This is a genomic window from Algibacter amylolyticus (assembly GCF_014202225.1).
Classification (GTDB): Bacteria; Bacteroidota; Bacteroidia; order Flavobacteriales; family Flavobacteriaceae; genus Algibacter_B; species Algibacter_B amylolyticus.
Genome location: NZ_JACHGE010000004.1, coordinates 181,189 through 199,333 on the forward strand (window position 1 = coordinate 181,189; position 18,145 = coordinate 199,333).

Below are 18,145 nucleotides of genomic sequence, written 5' to 3' on the forward strand. Positions count from 1 at the left end.
ATCTTTAAATGGCTACTCAAGTTTTATTTTTGTCTGAAGACGAAATTTTAAACGAAATGATTTTAAATGCTAGAGTCTTAAAAGTAGTCTACTAGTATTTTTTCATCCTTAAACAAATACAATGAGCAAAGGAATTTATGTAGCAACCATCGAACCTAATAGCGGTAAATCGGTTGTTGTACTAGGTTTAATGCGTATGTTATTAGGTAAAACTGCCAAAGTAGGATACTTTAGACCAATTATTGAAGACACAAAAGCCGGTGAAATGGATAATCATATAAATACTGTGATTTCCTATTTTGAACTTGATATTAATTATAAAAAAACCTTTGCTTACACCAGAAGCCAGGTTTTAGATTTATACAACAAAGGAAAATCGGGCGATGTTATTGACGAAATCATAAAAAAATATAAATACCTAGAAGACCACTTTGATTTTGTTTTGGTTGAGGGTACCGATTTTTCGCATGAAAACTCGAGTTTAGAATTAGACATTAACCTTCTAATATCTAAAAACTTAGGATTACCAGCCATCATTGTTTCGCAAGGTGATGGAAAATCCTTATCGGAGATTGTCGATAATGTACAATTAGCTCACGACACCTTTAAAGGAGAAGTTGAAGTGCTGTCTTTAATGACCAATAAAATTAATCCTAACGATGTTAGCACTTTAAAATCGCTTTTAAAAGCTAGAATTAATAGTGGAACCGATATTACGGTAATCCCAAAAATTAAAAGTTTAGCAAGCCCAACCATTAAGGAAATTTCTAAAAAACTTGATGGCACGATTCTTTTTGGCGAGGATATGATAAATAACCAAGCCGAAAATTTTAGCGTGGGAGCTATGCAATTACGTAACTACTTAACGCATTTAAAAGAAAATGCCTTAGTAATTACACCTGGTGACAGAGCAGATATTATTTTAGGGGCGCTGCAAGCCAACATCTCTAAAAATTATCCAAAAATAGCAGGTATTATTTTAACAGGTGGTTTAATTCCAGAAGAACCTATTCTGAAATTAATTGAGGGATTATCTAGTGTTGTACCTATAATTAGCGTTAAAGCGGGCACCTTTTATGTAACCAACACAATAGGTAAAATACGTTCTAGAATATATGCCGAAAACACCGAAAAAATTGAAACCTCTATTGCTACTTTTGAAAAACATGTAGCCACAGAAAAATTAGCTGAGGACTTAGTTACTTTTGAATCTGGTATTTTCACCCCAAGAATGTTTCAGTACAATTTACTGCAGCGTGCATTAAAAGATAAAAAACATATAGTTTTACCCGAAGGCTACGACGAACGTATTTTACGTGCAGCAGCCCGTTTAATTGATGCTCGTGTGGTCGATTTAACTTTAATTGGCGAGGAAGATAAAATACGCGAACGCCTTATACGTTACGATATACCGTTAAACATAGAAGACGTTAATATTGTTTTTCCTCAAAACTCACCGCACTTTAAGGACTATGTAAATACGTTTTATGAACTAAGAAAACATAAAAACGTTAACTTAGATATGGCTCGAGATGCCATGTCCGATGTGTCGTATTTTGCAACCATGATGATTTATAAAGGACATGCCGATGGTATGGTTTCCGGAGCCATTCATACTACAGCACATACCTTGCGTCCTGCGTTACAATTTATAAAAACTAAACCCGGCGTAAATATTGTCTCTTCAGTATTCTTTATGTGTTTAGAAGACCGCGTTTCCATTTTTGGAGATTGTGCCATTAACCCAAACCCAAATGCAGAGCAACTAGCCGAAATAGCCATTTCATCTGCCAAAACTGCTAAAGATTTTGGCGTAGAACCTAAGGTTGCAATGTTATCATATTCATCTGGTGCTTCTGGTAAAGGTGAAGATGTAGAACGCGTTAGAAAAGCTACAGAAATTGCAAAAGCAAAGGCTCCAGATTTAAAAATTGAAGGGCCTATTCAATACGATGCCGCAGTAGATATGCGTATTGGTAAAAGTAAATTACCGGACTCGGAAGTTGCAGGACAAGCAAGCGTTTTAATTTTTCCAGATTTAAATACAGGTAACAACACTTACAAAGCGGTACAACGAGAAACAGGAGCTTTAGCTATTGGCCCCATGCTACAAGGTTTAAACAAACCTGTAAACGATTTAAGTAGAGGCTGTACTGCCGACGATATTTATAGCACCGTAATTATAACCGCCATTCAAGCTCAAGATTTTTAATATATGCAAGTATTAGTTTTAAATTCAGGAAGTTCTTCCTTAAAATTTCAATTGTTCGCCATGCCCAAAGCCACTATTTTATGTTCTGGCTTAATTGAGCGCATTGGGTTTAACGATGCAAAATTCATATTCAAAACAAATGGCAATACTATTGAGGTTATTGAAGCTATACCCAACCATAAAGTAGGTTTAGAATTACTATCTAAACAATTACTACATAAAGAAACGGGTATTATAAAATCGGCAGATGGTATTGATATTGTGGGTCATCGTGTGGTTCAAGGTGGTGCATCATTTAATAAAACAACCGAAATCACGCCATCTGTAAAAGCTAAAATAAAAGACCTTTTTAGTTTAGCGCCATTGCACAATCCTGCTAATTTTGAAGGTATTGAAGTTGCCGAAATTGTATTCCCTAAGGCAAAGCAAGTTGCCGTTTTTGATACCGCATTTCATCAAACTATACCCGAGCATGTTTACAAATATGCCATTCCTAATGAGTTTTCAGAACAATACAAAATCCGCCTATATGGGTTTCATGGCACAAGTCATAAATACGTATCAGAAAAAGCAATTGAATATTTAGGCAAACAAAATTCTAAAATAATAAGCATACATTTAGGAAACGGCTGTAGTATTACCGCTATAAAAAATGGTAAAAGCATTGACCATTCTATGGGTTTAACTCCTTTAGACGGCTTAATTATGGGCACACGAAGTGGCGCTATCGATCCTTCTGTAATTTTTCATTTAGCAAAAAAACTAGATTATAGTTTGGATGAGATTAACACCCTTTTACAGAAAAAAAGCGGCATGTTAGGGCTAACTGGTTATAGTGATTTAAGAGATATTCAAGCGGAAGCTGAAAAAGGAAACAAAGCCTGTAAGCTGGCCTTACAAATGAATGCGTATCGTATTAAAAAATACATAGGGAGCTATACCGCCATATTAAACGGATTGGATGCTATTGTGTTTACCGCTGGAATTGGCGAAAACTCGCCAGAAATGCGAGAACTTGTTTGTACAGATTTGGATTATTTAGGCATCAACTTAGATCTTGAAAAAAATAAAATACGCCCAAGTAAATTGACTACTGTTAACTCTGAAGCTTCCAAAGTAAAAGTTTTGGTCATTCCAACAAACGAAGAGTTAGAAATAGCAAAACAGGCGGTAAATTTATTCCAGAATTAATCGACCTCTATAAAGTTCTTCCACATTAATAATTGGAGGTGTATTTACAGAAATAACATCTCCAATACCCGATATTGTTCCAGTAATTTCTTGTTGTGGGTTCACAATCATATCATTTGAACCTCTGTTATTCACACTCACTGTTTGAGCCTCTAAATTGCGCCCTTCAAAACGGGATGTTCCAGATGCAAAGGTTACGCTCAAATTATCAGTTTGTCCGGTAACATAAGCGACCGATAAGTTATTAAATACCACTCTAAAACTTGCATTATCAATTTGCAGCCTAAAATCGCCTACATTAAAAGAACCCGGAGCTCCAAAATCTTCCGATAAAATAGTTAACTCCGGATACGTTAAAACCCCATCAGAACTAATATCAAATTGTGTCGAGCTTCTAATTTCGGTAATATTACGTGCCGTAACATACACTTTAGTAACACCATAATCTCTAACATAATTACAAGTATTATTATCGGTTAAGGTTAATCTGCCATCTACAACCTCGGCAGTAACATCATTTAATAAATTCTTTCCGGTTTCAATAATAACACTTTGGGTAGCATCTTGTTTAATAACTAGCTCAACATCTCGATTTACTAGAATTTTAGTAAAACTTGCAACGGTAACTTCTTGTTGTAAAATGTCGCCGGTTTTTTGAAAACAATCGCCAGCATCTTCACTATCGCAAGCAATACCAACAATTAAAAATAGTATGTAAATCAACTTTTTCATAATCGTACACCAATTCCAAATTCGACTCCTTCAGCTTTTGCACCATGAGATTTTAACGACATAACACCAAACCATTTGTTAGCAAAATAACGTTTCAAGCCTAGTCTAGTATAAACACGTCCTTCAAAATCGAAAGGATAATACACATAATACCCCAACTGCGTAATAAGTGATGTTTTGTTTATAAATAATTCATGCCCAGCAAAAACACCAACACGTTTATGGTCTTCGTTACCCGTAAGTCCATCCTCAGGAAAAGCAACACTTCTGTAGTAAATAAACTCTTTTAAAAAGTTAGAGAAAAACACATCGGTTCCTAATTGCAACGCACTCGATTTATTAATCCGTTTATCAGCGTAAGCAGATGCTACATACATGGCGTATTGCCCGCTTCCAAAAATATCGCTTTCATTAATGCCCGCTCTAAATACCACATTATATTTAATAGGCTCAGAGAAATCTTGATCTGCTTGTTTATCTAACGTATGTTGATATTCTAAATCTTTATCTGCCAAACTATACGTTAAACCCAGATTAAAGGTTATAGAATTTGTACCATTATTAGGCGATTTTACATTAGCATTAGAGTAATGAATTAACGAAAATCCACTTTGCAACCCAAACCTATCAAAAATACGCTCCTTTTTATAGTTTAACATCACGTAAGTACTACTTCCAAATTTAGACCCAAATGCCACATTTTTAAAATTGGTTTCTCTATCGTACGGATTCGTGTTATGCGCCATTCCTTGCCCAATACGAAACATTACATTCCGTTTAAAAAAGTAAAAGTTGTAATGTGCATAAAGCGAATAATTATTCCCTAAAACAGGGTTCTTCATGTCTTGGTAAGCAAAAGACACACCATAATCTGGATAATTAAAACGCTGTTCCCAATCTTTAAAACCGTACGTTTTTTTATTCCAACTTAAAATAACACCATCGGGATGTCCCGTAATTAAATGAAGAATTTCGTTGTTGTGCAGTGCAATATTTCCTCGAAAATAATTCACATCCACATACGACGTGTTTGTTTTGTCCTGAGCAAAAACAATAACACTAATAAAACTTAAAACACAACTAAAAAATAATTTCATATTGGAGGTCTAGTAAAGCAATAATTAAAATAATGCTTGAGCAATGGCTTTTACGTTATCACTTTTACCCATAGAGTAGTAATGTAAAACAGGAACACCCGCTTCACGCAACTCTTTAGATTGCTGAATAGCAAACTCCACACCTACCTGTCTTACTGCTTGGTTGTCCTTACAACCCTCAACCGCATCAATTAAATCTTGAGGCAAATCAATTTTAAAAACCTGCGGCAAAATTTGTAAATGGCGTTTTACAGCAATAGGTTTTATGCCCGGAATAATAGGCACATTAATACCCATTTCTCTTGCCTTATCAACAAACTCAAAATACTTGTTATTATCAAAAAACATTTGCGTAACCACGTAATCTGCACCAGCATCAACCTTAGCCTTTAAACGTCTTAAGTCTGTAACTAACGATGGCGCTTCCATGTGCTTTTCTGGGTAGCCAGCAACACCAATACAAAAATCAGAATTATGCTCTACAACAACATCATCATGCAAATATTGTCCTCTATTTAAAGTCGCAATTTGCTCTACCAACTCGCTAGCATAGGCATTTCCACCTTTAACCGGTTTAAAATAAGGCTCGTCTTTCATGGAATCTCCTCGAAGCGCCATAACATTATCTAAACCTAAATAATGACAATCTACCAACACATATTCCGTTTCCTCTTTGGTAAAACCACCACACAATAAATGCGGAATCGCATCCACCTTATACTTATGCATAATAGACGCACAAATACCTACTGTTCCTGGTCGCATTCGCGTAATACGCTTATCTAAAAGTCCGTTACCTTTATCAATATACACATATTCCTCTCTAGAGGTCGTTACATCAATAAATGGCGGTTTAAACTCCATTAAAGGGTCTATATTATTGTATAAATCCTGAATGTTTTTTCCTTTTTTTGGCGGTATCACTTCAAAAGAAAACAAAGTTTTACCGTTAGCGTTTTTTATATGGTCTGTTACTTTCATTACTATTTCCTGCGAAAGCAGGAATCTATTTATTGTTAATATTCTATTTTCTTAGCCACGAATTTACAAACGAATTCTTAAAGCTACTTTTTTATTTTTTTGGGCGTTACCACAAGGGTCGGGCTTTACCTTGCAAGTCCTCGCACCTCCTACGTCGGGCTGTGGGCTTTACACTGCAATCCCTAACGCAGGCTAACCTAACATTTTTGTTACCTCATCAAAGCTTTCTTTATACTCCCAATAAATCCATCTACCATCGGTATAATCTGTTAAAATATAGGTTTCGCTAACAGATTTTATTCTAGACACAGCCACAAGTTTCTTCGAAAATGTATCCGAATTTACATGCAGCAAAACTTCTTTATTCTTATTGTCATATCCATGAGATATCACATAGCTTCCTAAAGTTAATTCTATAAATTTCATAATTATTCTTCTTTTAAAAGCCTCCCCTAACCCCTCCGAAGGAGGGGAACACTTACTCTTGCACAACAGTAAGAGTTCCTCCCCATGGGGAGGTTAGGTGGGGCTTCTAATTATTCTTCGGCTAATGTTGGGTGCAACCACTTTCTTGCCTTCTCCTTTGTTATTCCTTTTCGCGTAGCATAATCTGTTACTTGGTCGTCGGTAATTTTACCTAAACCAAAATACTTAGCCTCAGGATTACCAAAATAATACCCCGAAACTGCTGCGGCAGGCCACATGGCTAAACTCTCGGTTAATTTTACACCTATTAGTTTTTCTACTTCTAGCAATTCCCAAATGGTTTCCTTTTCTAAATGGTCTGGACACGCCGGATATCCTGGTGCTGGACGAATACCTTTATAACTTTCTTTAATTAAATCGGTATTCGTTAAATCTTCATCTGCAGCATAACCCCAATGTTTGATTCTTACTTGCTTATGTAAATATTCAGCAAAAGCCTCTGCAAATCTATCGGCAATGGCTTGCACCATTATCGCGTTATAATCATCTTCTTTTGCTTTATAACTTTCTGCTAATTCTTGGGCTCCAAAAATACCAACACAAAATGCGCCTATATAATCGGTTTTACCCGTTTCTTTTGGTGCAATAAAATCTGATAAAGCATGATTAGGAATCCCTTCACGCTTTTTTAATTGCTGACGCAAAGTCCTAAAAATAAATGGCTCTTGGCCTTTTTTAGTTACCGAAATATCATCTTCATTTATAGAGTTTGCTTCAAACAATCCAAAAACAGCTTTAGGTTTTAAAGATTGTTTTGCTATAATATCTTTAATTAATTCTTGAGCCTCTTTATACATGATCGTGGCTTGTTCGCCCACGACTTCATCAGTTAATATATCTGGAAATTTACCATGTAAATCCCAACTTCTAAAAAACGGACTCCAGTCAATAAAAGGTTCTAATTCTTTTAAGCTTAATTGCTTTAAAATCTGCACACCTAATTCCTTAGGCTTTACAATTTCAGAAGTTTCCCAATCTATTTTATATTTTCTTTTTCTTGCCTCTGCTATTGATATATATGATTTCTCTTTGCCGCGTTTTAAAAACTTGGTTCTAAATTCATCATAATCAGCTTTCATTTTAGCAACATACGCATGCGATGTTTTCTTGTTTAACAAATCGCCTACAACGGTTACTGCTCTCGATGCATCATTTACATGTACAACCGCGTTATTATACTGAGTATCAATTTTAACTGCTGTATGCGCTTTTGAAGTTGTTGCACCACCAATAAGTAACGGTAATTCAAAATTTTGACGTTGCATTTCTTTAGCTAAATACACCATTTCATCTAACGATGGCGTAATTAAACCAGATAAACCAATAGCATCTACACGTTCACTAATAGCCATTTCAATAATTTTTTCGGGTGGTACCATAACCCCTAAATCCACAATTTCGTAATTATTACAAGCTAAAACAACGCTCACAATATTTTTACCAATATCGTGTACATCGCCCTTAACGGTTGCCATTAATATTTTACCAACAGGCTCTTGTTTTTCGGTTTTTGCTGCTTCAATAAACGGGTTTAAATAGCCTACTGCTTTTTTCATTACACGAGCAGATTTTACAACCTGGGGTAAAAACATTTTTCCGGCACCAAACAAATCGCCGACTACATTCATACCAATCATTAAATGCCCTTCAATAACATCGATTGGGGTTACTGCTTCTTGTCTAGCTTGCTCAATATCTTCAATAATAAAAGCATCAATACCTTTTACTAAGGCATGAGTAATGCGTTCTTGCAATGGATTTTCACGCCATGATAAATCTGCACCAGCTTCCTTTTTAGATCCTTTTACGGTTTCAGCAAAATCAAGTAAACGCTCTGTAGCATCGTCTCTTCTATCTAAAATTACATCTTCAATATGCTCTAATAAATCCTTTGGAATATCATCATAAACCTCTAATAAAGCAGGATTTACAATACCCATGTTCATACCCGCTTGAATAGCATAGTATAAAAACACTGAATGCATCGCTTCGCGCACACCGTTATTCCCTCTAAATGAAAACGACACGTTACTTACACCTCCACTAACCGAAACATTTTCTAGATTTTGACGCACCCAACGGGTAGCTTCAATAAAATCGATAGCATTTCTGCGGTGCTCATCCATTCCTGTTGCTACAGGAAAAATATTTAAATCGAATATGATATCTTCAGAAGGAAAACCAACTTTATTTACCAACACATCATACGATCGTTGTGCAATTTCTATTCGTCTATCATAATTATCAGCTTGTCCAACTTCATCAAAAGCCATGACAATTACTGCAGCTCCGTAACGCTTAATTTGTTTAGCCTCGTAAATAAATTTTTCTTCGCCCTCTTTAAGTGAAATCGAATTAACAACACATTTACCTTGTACAACCTTAAGGCCTGCTTCGATAATTTCCCATTTGGAACTATCAATCATAATAGGCACACGACAAATATCTGGTTCGGCAGCAATTAAATTTAAAAAACGAATCATGGATTCTTTTCCATCAATTAATCCATCGTCAAAATTAATATCAATTATCTGTGCACCACCATCTACTTGATGACGTGCAATATCCAAAGCTTCATCAAATTTTTCTTCTTTAATTAAGCGAAGAAATTTTCTAGACCCTGCAACATTAGTACGTTCACCTACATTTATAAAATTGCTGTTTTCGTTTAAAACCAAGGGTTCTAAACCAGACAATTTCATGTATTTACTTTGGTGTACTGTTACTCGTTTTTGGTTATTAGGCTCACTCATACTTATAATTTCTTGTAATAATTGATAAATCCGTTAAGCAACTTTTTACAAGTTTCTATTTGAGATAATATATTATTTAACTTTTCTTCTGAAACAAACTTCAAATCGTTTGAAAGATATAACTGAGTTTCTAATTCATATAAAGAACCTCTAGAGATATACAAAAAACGAATAATATCCTTGGGTGTTTGTCTTCCGCAACCCTCTGCTATATTAGATGGAACTGAAACCGAACACCTTCTAATTTGGTTTGTAATACCATACACCTCTTCTTTTGGGAAATCATTAGTTATTAGATAGACTTGACTAACTAGCTTTCTAGCTTCAATCCAAACATCAAGTTCTATATATGATTTCATTTTTTAACAATTAACTATTAACGAACTACCAATAACTAAACATAATGTTCTACTGTTGGAAACGGTTCGTAAAAATGATGTAATAATGCTTTCCATTGTTGGTAGGCATCGGATGTTCTAAACCCGATTTCATGATCTTCAAGTGTTTCCCAGTTTACTAATAATATATATTTATCGTCCTGCTCGATACATTTTTTTAATTGGTGCGAGATATAGCCTTTCATTGAAGAAATTATTTTTTCAGCCTCTTGAAAACTAGTTTCAAATTCTGCCGAAAGTCCTTTCTTTATATGTAATGTGGCTACCTCTAGAATCATAACTCCTATTTATAAGATTCCTGCCTCCGCAGGAATTACAAATTCGCGTGGTTTATATTTGGCGGCAATATTAGCTATAACACCAATATGCTCTGGCGATGTACCGCAACAACCCCCTATAATATTAATTAAATTCTTTTTTAAATACTCTTCAATTTGCTCTCCCATTTCTTCTGGAGTTTCATCGTACTCTCCAAAAGCATTTGGCAATCCTGCATTTGGATGCGCCGAAATAGCAAAATCGGTTTTATTGGCGATAGCTTCCAAATGGGGTTGTAATAAATTGGCACCTAAGGCACAGTTAAAACCAACCGACAATAACGGAATATGCGACACAGAAATTAAAAAGGCTTCGGCTGTTTGTCCAGACAAGGTTCTTCCTGATGCATCGGTAATTGTTCCGCTTAACATAGTTGGAATGTCTATACCGCGTTCGTCCTTAACTTCTTCAATAGCAAACAATGCTGCTTTGGCGTTAAGCGTATCGAAAACCGTTTCAACCAATAACAAATCAACACCACCATCAACTAAAGCTTCTATTTGTTGCTTGTATGCAATTCTTAACTCATCGAAAGTTACTGCTCTATAACCTGGATCGTTTACATCTGGCGACATACTTGCTGTACGGTTTGTTGGGCCTATTGAACCTGCAACAAAACGTGGTTTATGAGGCTCTTTAGCTGTAAACTCATCGGCAACTTCTTTGGCTATTTTAGCCGACTGAAAATTTAACTCGTATACCAAATCTTCCATTTGGTAATCTGCCATAGCTATGGTAGTTCCAGAAAACGTATTGGTTTCTACAATATCTGCCCCAACCTCAAAATATTTTCCATGAATGGTTTTAATAGCTTCGGGCTGTGTAATAGACAACAAATCGTTATTACCTTGCAATGGTGTTGGGTAATCTTTAAAACGCTCGCCTCTAAAATCTTCTTCGGTGAATTTATACGCTTGTAGCATGGTACCCATGGCGCCATCTAAAACTAAAATTCGTTCTTTTAATGCTTGTTGTATATTCGACATTTGATATGTATTATCTGCATGTCATCAAGAAAAGTGAAGGATTACTTTTCGTTATCTTTCCAATACGTTTGTATTAGTAGAATTTAGCACCTTCTTTAAAAGATAAAGGGTTGCCAAGGCCTCAACGGGTCTAATCCCTCTACCTTTCTTGATAACACTAGTACGTTAATGAACTCGCGTACAAAAGTACTAACTATATTTTTGTTTTCCTTATCCTGTGCGGTCTTTTTTCGAACTTATAGGTTTAATTAAGAAATATAATTTCACTATTCGTTCTATATAATTCTTTCCAAATTCAGGATTCATTTCAATCCTTCAAAAAAAAAAATCTTTTCTATTCATTTTGCCTTGATGCAAAACGAACCAAAAAATTAAAACGATTTAAGGAAATTACTAAAGCACCATTCGCTGATTACTTTATATTTTTAGTTTTAAAAAACAGTTGCACTTTCAATCATAAATCCTGAATCCAACTAACATCACGACTCATTATTTCTAAAATCGCTGATTCCGACGCTGTCGGAACTCCAAGCACGATTAAAGTTTTTAAGTACTAAAACAACCTATTCAAATAAGCTTGAAGACAAGTATCTATCTCCACGGTCGCAAATTATGGCTACAATAACACCTTCCTCTATTTGTTCAGCTATGGTTAAAGCACAAAACACAGAGCCACCACTACTCATACCTGCAAAAACACCTTCTTCTTTGGCTAAGTTAATGGTTGTTTGTTTGGCATCGTTTTCCGATACATCTACCACAATATCTACGTTTTTAGGATCGAAAAATTTTGGCACATACTCTGGCGACCATTTTCTAATACCCGGTATTCTGGCACCATCGGCTGGTTGCGCACCAACAATAGTTATGTCTTTATTTTTTTCTTTTAAATAGGTTGAAACTCCTGTTATGGTTCCTGTGGTTCCCATAGCAGATACAAAGTGCGTTACCTGTCCTGCTGTAGCTTCCCAAATTTCTGGACCCGTAGTTTTATAATGTGCCTTCCAATTATCTGGATTCTCAAACTGATTTAATAAAGTATACCCCTTTTCATCGCGAAGCTTAAATGCTAAATCTCGCGATCCTTCAATACCAACATCAGACGGTGTTAAAATAACCTCGGCACCGTAAGCACGCATGGTTTTAACACGTTCTTCGGTAGAGTTTTCAGGCATTATTAATACCATTTTTAAACCTAAAAGCTTAGCAATAAAAGCTAAAGCAATTCCAGTATTTCCACTTGTTGCTTCAACTAAAGTACCACCTTTTTTAATATCGCCTCGTTTTAAAGCTTCATTAATCATATTAAAAGCAGGTCGGTCTTTAACGCTTCCTCCTGGATTATTACCTTCTAGTTTTAAAAACAATCGCACACCTTTTTTCGAAATAAGGTGTGTTGCCTCCACTAATGGCGTATTGCCAATTTGACCAATAATACTATTCTTGAATTCCATTCTTTCTAGGTCTTATTTTTATTTCTGTTTGATACGTAACTAACGAGTTTTCTGGCACCGATTCTGTAATCCAAACGTTAGCTCCAATAATACTATTTGCTCCAATAGTAATATCGCCTCCTAAAATAGTGGCATTTGCATAAATGCACACATTATCATCGATTGTTGGGTGACGTTTTGTGGAAGCTAAACTCTTAGAAACCGAAATACCACCTAAAGTTACCCCTTGATATATTTTAACGTGCTTCCCTATAATAGAGGTTTCGCCAATAACAATTCCGGTACCATGATCGATATAAAACGAATCGCCAATGGTTGCCCCAGGATGAATATCTACACCGGTAATGCCATGAATATACTCGCTCATCATTCTAGGAAGTATGTGCACGCCTAACTTATAAAGCGCATGACTTAGCCTATAAATTGAAATGGCATAAAAACCAGGATACGCCAAGTATATTTCGGTTAAAGAATGGGATGCAGGATCATTACTCTCAAAAGCAATAGCATCTAAATCTAATTTTTTTCTTATTTCTGGTAATTGGGTTTTAAAGGTTTCCCAAATTTCTTTACCGTTCTCAATTTCTAATTTAGACACAATTTCAACAAACGTGTTTTCTAAATAATCGCCATGAGCTTCTTCTTGCTCACAATCAAATAAAGAGTAAAACAATCTTTTCGTGAATGTTTTTGCAGTGTCTTTAAGGCAAACGTTGTAGCTTTTCATTTTAAATAATTTGCTGTGGTAAGGGCTTTAAATTTCAGTTAATAAAAGTAAAACTTATACTTGTAAATCCCTCCTATTTTAAAAACTAAATCCTGCAAAGGTTTTAAAGCCTTGCAGGATTATCATTTTATTTTTGGCATTCCCCTATTGGGTCGGGCTTTACGCTGCAAGTCCTCGCACCTCCTACGTCGGGCTGTGGGCTTTACGCTGCAATCCCTAATGCACCCTATCCGCCAAGGTTATTTTTTAACCTCAACTTCAAGAATATTTGTCTAATTAATAGCTTGAACAACTGCTTTTGGCGCTTCTTTTCTAGAACCATCAAAACCATCAATACCACTAACTGTTGTATATTTTAAAACATACTTCTTTCCTGGGTTTATTATTTGATAAGCCGCTTGACACATAATAGTAGCCTCATGGAACCCACAAAGAATCAACTTTAGTTTACCCGGATAAAAATTACCATCTCCAATAGCAAATATTCCAGGAATATTAGTTTGATAATCTAATGCGTTGTTAACCTTTATAGCATTTTTTTCAATTTCTAAGCCCCAGTTAGCTATAGGTCCTAATTTAGGAGACAATCCAAATAAAGGAATAAAGTGATCTGTTTTTAAAATAAAAGCATCTTCATCTTTTTTCTTAACCTCTATAGCTTCAACCTTACCATCACCGATAATATCGGTAACTTCAGCAGGTGTAATTAAATTAATTTTACCTGCATTTTTAAGTTCCTGTACTTTCTCAACAGAATCTAAATGCCCTCTAAATTCGCTACGTCTATGAATAAGTGTTACGCTTTTTGCAACGTCTGCTAAAAAGATACTCCAATCTAATGCAGAATCTCCACCACCAGCAATTACCACATCTTTATCGCGGTATACTTCTGGTTCTTTAATAATATACTCAACACCTTTATCCTCGTATTTAGCAAGGTTTTCAAGCTGTGGCTTTCTAGGTTCAAAACTTCCTAAACCACTAGCAATAGCCACCACAGGCGCTTGATGCTGCGTACCCTTATTTGTAGTTACTATAAAGGTTCCGTCTTCTTGTTTTTCAACCGTTTCTGCACGTTCTCCCAAAGTAAAACCTGGCTCGAACTGCTTACCTTGTTCTAATAAATTTTTGGTTAAATCGCCAGCTAAAATTTCTGGAAAACCAGGGATATCGTAAATAGGTTTTTTAGGATATAACTCCGAGCATTGTCCACCTGGTTGCGGAAGCGCATCAATTAAATGGCATTTCAATTTTAACAATCCTGCTTCAAATACTGTGAATAATCCAGTTGGCCCCGCGCCTATTATTATTATATCTGTTTTAATCATTACTAAGATTCTTTTTTTTCAATTAATCCTTTTGTGAATTCGTTTAGTGTTTCCACTTTTTCTTCAAAATCACCTTTTATTGTTTTTCTATACTCGTTTAAATTCTTGACTAAATCGTCTACATTTTCTGGAATAACATCCTCAAAAAACTGACGTAAACGTTTAGCTGTTGTTGGCGATTTTCCGTTAGTACTAATCGCTACTTTTACATTGCCTTTGGTTACAATACCACCCATATAAAAATCGCAATACGGTGGGTTATCGGCAACATTAACTAAAATGCTTCTTTTTCTGCAATGTTTATGAACCTTTACATTAACCTTAGGAACATCGGTTGTTGCAACAACAATATGCTTTCCTTTTAAATACTTTTTTTTGTATTTTTTTTCAATTAAGGTTACATTTCCTGTTTTAGCCAAAGATAATGTACCTTCTCTAAACATAGGTGACACCATTGTTACACAAGCATCTGGACTAGACTTTAACAAGAACGTTAACTTCTCTTCAGCTACGTTTCCTCCGCCTATAATAAGCACATTTAAGCTTTTAGCTTTTAAAAAAATAGGATATAAATTATTTCTTTCCATAGCCTATTTATTTTCAACAGCTTGCTGTATAGAATTTAAAACCGCTCTATGTTTTACAACCTCACCAATAACAATTATTGCTGGTGCTGCTAGTTCATTTTCTTTTACAACTTGTTGTATATTACGTATGGTTCCTATACCTACTTTTTCATTATCTCGTGTACCATTTTGAATAATGGCAACCGGCACATTTCTTTTATTTTCGGCATAAAACACCTTAACAATTTCCTTTAACTTATGCATACCCATTAAAATTACAATGGTTGCTGTCGATTTTGCTGCTAACTCAACATCTGTAGATAACGCATGATCTTTAGTTGTAGCTGTAACCACCCAAAAGCTTTCTGAAACTCCTCTTTTAGTTAACGGAATACCTTGATAAGCAGGAACTGCCAAAGACGACGAGATTCCAGGAACTACGTACGTTTCCAATCCGAACTCTCTAACATAATCAATCTCTTCTGCTCCGCGACCAAAAATAAAAGGATCCCCTCCTTTTAAGCGTACTACGTGCCCTTTTTCTTTGGCCTTAGTTACAATTAACTCGTTAATTTGATCTTGCTGAAATGCGTAACACCCTTTGCGTTTCCCTACAAAAACAAGCTCTACATCTTTAGAAGCATATTTAAGTAACGACTCGTTAATAAGCGCATCGTACAGTATAACATTTGCAGATTCAATAGCCTTAATTGCCTTAAGGGTTATTAAATCTTCGTCGCCTGGACCAGCACCTACTACTGTTAATTTTGGGGTGTTTATATTCATGTAATATTTTAAAATTTATGCTTCTTGTTGCGCTGCTCTAAATGCTCTAACCGCTGCTAAAAATTTATCTGAATTAGATATGTAATTTAAAGCAAACTCTTTAGTTGGCGCATTTTTATTGATTTGGTAGATTAACTCAGAGAACGATGTTCCTAATTCAATACCTCCTGTTTCAACAAATATTTCATCAAATTGAGAAATAATTCCAGCATGCGTATTCGTCTTTTTATTCTCTGCTAATAATAACGCTTTCGCCGAATTAACTAAAGATTGGTAAGCATAATAGATAGCACTAGAATATACTTCGTTTTCAAAAGCTTCTTTTGCATTATCAATTTTCTCTTCACTTTCAAAAAACAAAGTTGCAATTAAATCGATTACTACTCCAGCACATTCTCCAATTCCTATTTCTTTTACATACTTTTCTTCTTCACCCCAATCAATAAAATCTTCTTGAGTTAAGTTAGTAGCATCTTGTAAATCGTTTAAGAAATCATAGAAATACTTTTCTCCTTTTTCTTGATAATATTCTACAAATGGCTTTCCGTTTGCATTAGCTTCAAAATCATTTAAAATTCTGCGTAACGCTTCTGGTCCTCTTCTACTTGGTACTTTTACTACTTTATCTGCAAAAGTTGCATTACCATCACCTTGGTTACCACCACCTAATAATACTTGTAACGCAGGCGCTACTAGTTTTTCAGGTGTACGAACCGTCATCCCTTGGAAACCAATATTTGCCATATTGTGTTGTCCACAAGCATTCATACAACCACTAATTTTAATAACCAAATCTTGGTTTTTTAAATATTGTGGGTACTCTGCTTTAAGCATACGCTCTAACTCTACAGCAATACCTGTACTACTTGCTATACCTAAATTACAAGTATCTGTTCCAGGACACGCAGTAATATCTACGGCTTTATTATAACCAGCTTCTACAAAACCTAATTTTTCAAGTTCTTGATAGAAAAATGGCACTAAATCTTCTTTTACAAAAGGAATAACAATATTTTGACGTAATGTTAAACGTACTTCGCCAGCACCATATTTATCCACTAAATTAGCTAATAAACGTGCTTTATCTGTATAAAAATCACCTAATAATACTTTAACACCAATAGCTACATAACCTTCCTGTTTTTGAGGAATAAGGTTGGTAGACTTCCATAATTCGAAAGCTTCTTGATCTTTAATTTCGGCTGTAGGCGCTTCAACTGAAACTGGTTTTGAAGCTACATATGCATCAGCATCAATAGCAACGCTTTTAAATTCGATAGCTTTTTGCTCTTCAGCAATTAAGTCTTTAAAAGCATCTAAACCGATATCTTTTAATAAGAATTTCATACGTGCTTTAGCTCTACTTTTACGCTCACCGTAACGATCAAAAACTCTTAAAACACCTTCCATAATTGGAATGATTTTATCGGTTTCAATAAAGTCGTATAACACATCGGCATGACGGGGTTGAGACCCTAAACCACCAGCAACTAAAACTTTAAAACCGCGAACGCCGTTTTGTGTTTTTGCTATATATCCTATATCATGTAAATAAGACAATCCTGTATCTTCGTCGGTTGATGAGAAAGATACTTTAAATTTACGTCCCATTTCTTGACAAATAGGGTTACGTAAAAAGAATTTATATAATGCATCTGCATATGGCGACACATCAAAAGGTTCGTTTACATCGATACCTGCAGTTTCAGAAGCTGTTACATTTCTTACTACATTTCCACAAGCCTCACGTACGGTAACCTCATCTTTTTCTAATTCGGCCCAAAGCTCTGGTGTTCTATTTAAATCCACATAATGAATTTGAATATCTTGACGGGTTGTAATATGTAGACGCCCACGAGAATACTCATCTGATACAGCTGCAATTCTTCGTAATTGATTACTTTTTAACTTTCCGTATGGTACTTTAATACGAATCATTTGCACGCCTTCTTGACGCTGACCGTACACACCACGTGCTAAACGAAGACTTCTAAATTTTTCTTCGTCTATTTTACCATTATGAAAAAGCTCAATTTTATTGGCTAAATCTATGATATCCTTTTGTACGATTGGATTTTCTATTTCTGTTTCAAAACTTTGCATGCTATACCTGACTTTTCTTAATTAGAA

General features: G+C 35.3%; 16 protein-coding genes and 1 riboswitch. Of the genes, 2 read left to right on the forward strand and 14 right to left on the reverse strand.

The features are described from left to right. The first annotated feature begins 121 nt into the window (after positions 1-121). Entirely contained in the window at positions 122-2,212 is a 2,091-nt protein-coding gene (pta, locus tag HNQ90_RS10410; RefSeq protein ID WP_144115737.1) for a phosphate acetyltransferase, read from the forward strand. Positions 2,213-2,215: 3 nt separating this feature from the next. Then, complete coding sequence (locus HNQ90_RS10415; RefSeq protein ID WP_144115738.1) at positions 2,216-3,403, forward strand: acetate/propionate family kinase; 1,188 nt, start codon at positions 2,216-2,218, stop codon at positions 3,401-3,403. Here the strand turns inward: HNQ90_RS10415 and HNQ90_RS10420 are convergent. The 14 genes from HNQ90_RS10420 to HNQ90_RS10485 form a co-directional block, all read right to left on the reverse strand. Beyond that, positions 3,389-4,135 (reverse strand): head GIN domain-containing protein, encoded by a 747-nt coding sequence (locus HNQ90_RS10420; protein ID WP_172625832.1) that lies wholly within the window; start codon positions 4,133-4,135, stop codon positions 3,389-3,391. The two genes, HNQ90_RS10415 and HNQ90_RS10420, sit on opposite strands and share 15 nt — an antisense overlap. Then, the gene (locus tag HNQ90_RS10425; protein WP_144115739.1) at positions 4,132-5,232 is read right to left on the reverse strand and encodes an acyloxyacyl hydrolase; all 1,101 of its coding nucleotides are present in this window, start codon (positions 5,230-5,232) and stop codon (positions 4,132-4,134) included. Before HNQ90_RS10425 ends, HNQ90_RS10420 begins: the two co-directional genes overlap by 4 nt. Positions 5,233-5,256: 24 nt before the next feature. Then, positions 5,257-6,213, reverse strand: coding sequence for a methylenetetrahydrofolate reductase [NAD(P)H] (metF, locus tag HNQ90_RS10430; protein WP_092851070.1), 957 nt, complete (start codon positions 6,211-6,213; stop codon positions 5,257-5,259). Positions 6,214-6,405: 192 nt separating this feature from the next. After that, entirely contained in the window at positions 6,406-6,639 is a 234-nt protein-coding gene (locus tag HNQ90_RS10435) for a hypothetical protein (protein ID WP_144115740.1), read from the reverse strand. Between the two features lie 110 nt (positions 6,640-6,749). Continuing rightward, positions 6,750-9,452, reverse strand: coding sequence for a methionine synthase (metH, locus tag HNQ90_RS10440; RefSeq protein WP_144115741.1), 2,703 nt, complete (start codon positions 9,450-9,452; stop codon positions 6,750-6,752). Positions 9,453-9,454: 2 nt separating this feature from the next. Then, positions 9,455-9,811, reverse strand: coding sequence for a four helix bundle protein (locus tag HNQ90_RS10445; protein ID WP_144115742.1), 357 nt, complete (start codon positions 9,809-9,811; stop codon positions 9,455-9,457). A gap of 35 nt (positions 9,812-9,846) precedes the next feature. Next, positions 9,847-10,128 (reverse strand): antibiotic biosynthesis monooxygenase family protein, encoded by a 282-nt coding sequence (locus HNQ90_RS10450; protein ID WP_144115743.1) that lies wholly within the window; start codon positions 10,126-10,128, stop codon positions 9,847-9,849. 9 nt (positions 10,129-10,137) lie between these two features. Next, on the reverse strand, positions 10,138-11,154 hold the full coding sequence (locus tag HNQ90_RS10455) for a homocysteine S-methyltransferase family protein (RefSeq protein ID WP_144115744.1): 1,017 nt from the start codon (positions 11,152-11,154) through the stop codon (positions 10,138-10,140). A 48-nt stretch (positions 11,155-11,202) separates the two neighbouring features. Then, positions 11,203-11,312, reverse strand: a riboswitch (SAM riboswitch). Between the two features lie 405 nt (positions 11,313-11,717). Beyond that, entirely contained in the window at positions 11,718-12,608 is an 891-nt protein-coding gene (cysM, locus tag HNQ90_RS10460; RefSeq protein WP_144115745.1) for a cysteine synthase CysM, read from the reverse strand. Further along, entirely contained in the window at positions 12,592-13,335 is a 744-nt protein-coding gene (gene epsC / locus HNQ90_RS10465; protein WP_144115746.1) for a serine O-acetyltransferase EpsC, read from the reverse strand. Before epsC ends, cysM begins: the two co-directional genes overlap by 17 nt. A 272-nt stretch (positions 13,336-13,607) precedes the next feature. Beyond that, positions 13,608-14,663, reverse strand: coding sequence for an NAD(P)/FAD-dependent oxidoreductase (locus HNQ90_RS10470; protein ID WP_144115747.1), 1,056 nt, complete (start codon positions 14,661-14,663; stop codon positions 13,608-13,610). Between the two features lie 2 nt (positions 14,664-14,665). Next, on the reverse strand, positions 14,666-15,250 hold the full coding sequence (locus HNQ90_RS10475) for a precorrin-2 dehydrogenase/sirohydrochlorin ferrochelatase family protein (protein WP_144115748.1): 585 nt from the start codon (positions 15,248-15,250) through the stop codon (positions 14,666-14,668). 3 nt (positions 15,251-15,253) lie between these two features. After that, entirely contained in the window at positions 15,254-16,015 is a 762-nt protein-coding gene (cobA, locus tag HNQ90_RS10480; RefSeq protein ID WP_144115749.1) for a uroporphyrinogen-III C-methyltransferase, read from the reverse strand. A 15-nt stretch (positions 16,016-16,030) separates the two neighbouring features. Next, the gene (locus tag HNQ90_RS10485) at positions 16,031-18,118 is read right to left on the reverse strand and encodes a HEPN domain-containing protein (protein WP_144115750.1); all 2,088 of its coding nucleotides are present in this window, start codon (positions 18,116-18,118) and stop codon (positions 16,031-16,033) included. Between the last annotated feature and the right edge of the window lie 27 nt (positions 18,119-18,145).

What these genes read in the sequence shown, in the direction of transcription:
- pta (WP_144115737.1), top strand. Translation starts at nt 122, where the DNA reads ATGAGCAAAGGAATTTATGTAGCAACCATCGAACCTAATAGCGGTAAA.
- HNQ90_RS10415 (WP_144115738.1), top strand. Translation starts at nt 2,216, where the DNA reads ATGCAAGTATTAGTTTTAAATTCAGGAAGTTCTTCCTTAAAATTTCAA.
- HNQ90_RS10420 (WP_172625832.1), bottom strand. Translation starts at nt 4,135, where the DNA reads ATGAAAAAGTTGATTTACATACTATTTTTAATTGTTGGTATTGCTTGC.
- HNQ90_RS10425 (WP_144115739.1), bottom strand. Translation starts at nt 5,232, where the DNA reads ATGAAATTATTTTTTAGTTGTGTTTTAAGTTTTATTAGTGTTATTGTT.
- metF (WP_092851070.1), bottom strand. Translation starts at nt 6,213, where the DNA reads ATGAAAGTAACAGACCATATAAAAAACGCTAACGGTAAAACTTTGTTT.
- HNQ90_RS10435 (WP_144115740.1), bottom strand. Translation starts at nt 6,639, where the DNA reads ATGAAATTTATAGAATTAACTTTAGGAAGCTATGTGATATCTCATGGA.
- metH (WP_144115741.1), bottom strand. Translation starts at nt 9,452, where the DNA reads ATGAGTGAGCCTAATAACCAAAAACGAGTAACAGTACACCAAAGTAAA.
- HNQ90_RS10445 (WP_144115742.1), bottom strand. Translation starts at nt 9,811, where the DNA reads ATGAAATCATATATAGAACTTGATGTTTGGATTGAAGCTAGAAAGCTA.
- HNQ90_RS10450 (WP_144115743.1), bottom strand. Translation starts at nt 10,128, where the DNA reads ATGATTCTAGAGGTAGCCACATTACATATAAAGAAAGGACTTTCGGCA.
- HNQ90_RS10455 (WP_144115744.1), bottom strand. Translation starts at nt 11,154, where the DNA reads ATGTCGAATATACAACAAGCATTAAAAGAACGAATTTTAGTTTTAGAT.
- cysM (WP_144115745.1), bottom strand. Translation starts at nt 12,608, where the DNA reads ATGGAATTCAAGAATAGTATTATTGGTCAAATTGGCAATACGCCATTA.
- epsC (WP_144115746.1), bottom strand. Translation starts at nt 13,335, where the DNA reads ATGAAAAGCTACAACGTTTGCCTTAAAGACACTGCAAAAACATTCACG.
- HNQ90_RS10470 (WP_144115747.1), bottom strand. Translation starts at nt 14,663, where the DNA reads ATGATTAAAACAGATATAATAATAATAGGCGCGGGGCCAACTGGATTA.
- HNQ90_RS10475 (WP_144115748.1), bottom strand. Translation starts at nt 15,250, where the DNA reads ATGGAAAGAAATAATTTATATCCTATTTTTTTAAAAGCTAAAAGCTTA.
- cobA (WP_144115749.1), bottom strand. Translation starts at nt 16,015, where the DNA reads ATGAATATAAACACCCCAAAATTAACAGTAGTAGGTGCTGGTCCAGGC.
- HNQ90_RS10485 (WP_144115750.1), bottom strand. Translation starts at nt 18,118, where the DNA reads ATGCAAAGTTTTGAAACAGAAATAGAAAATCCAATCGTACAAAAGGAT.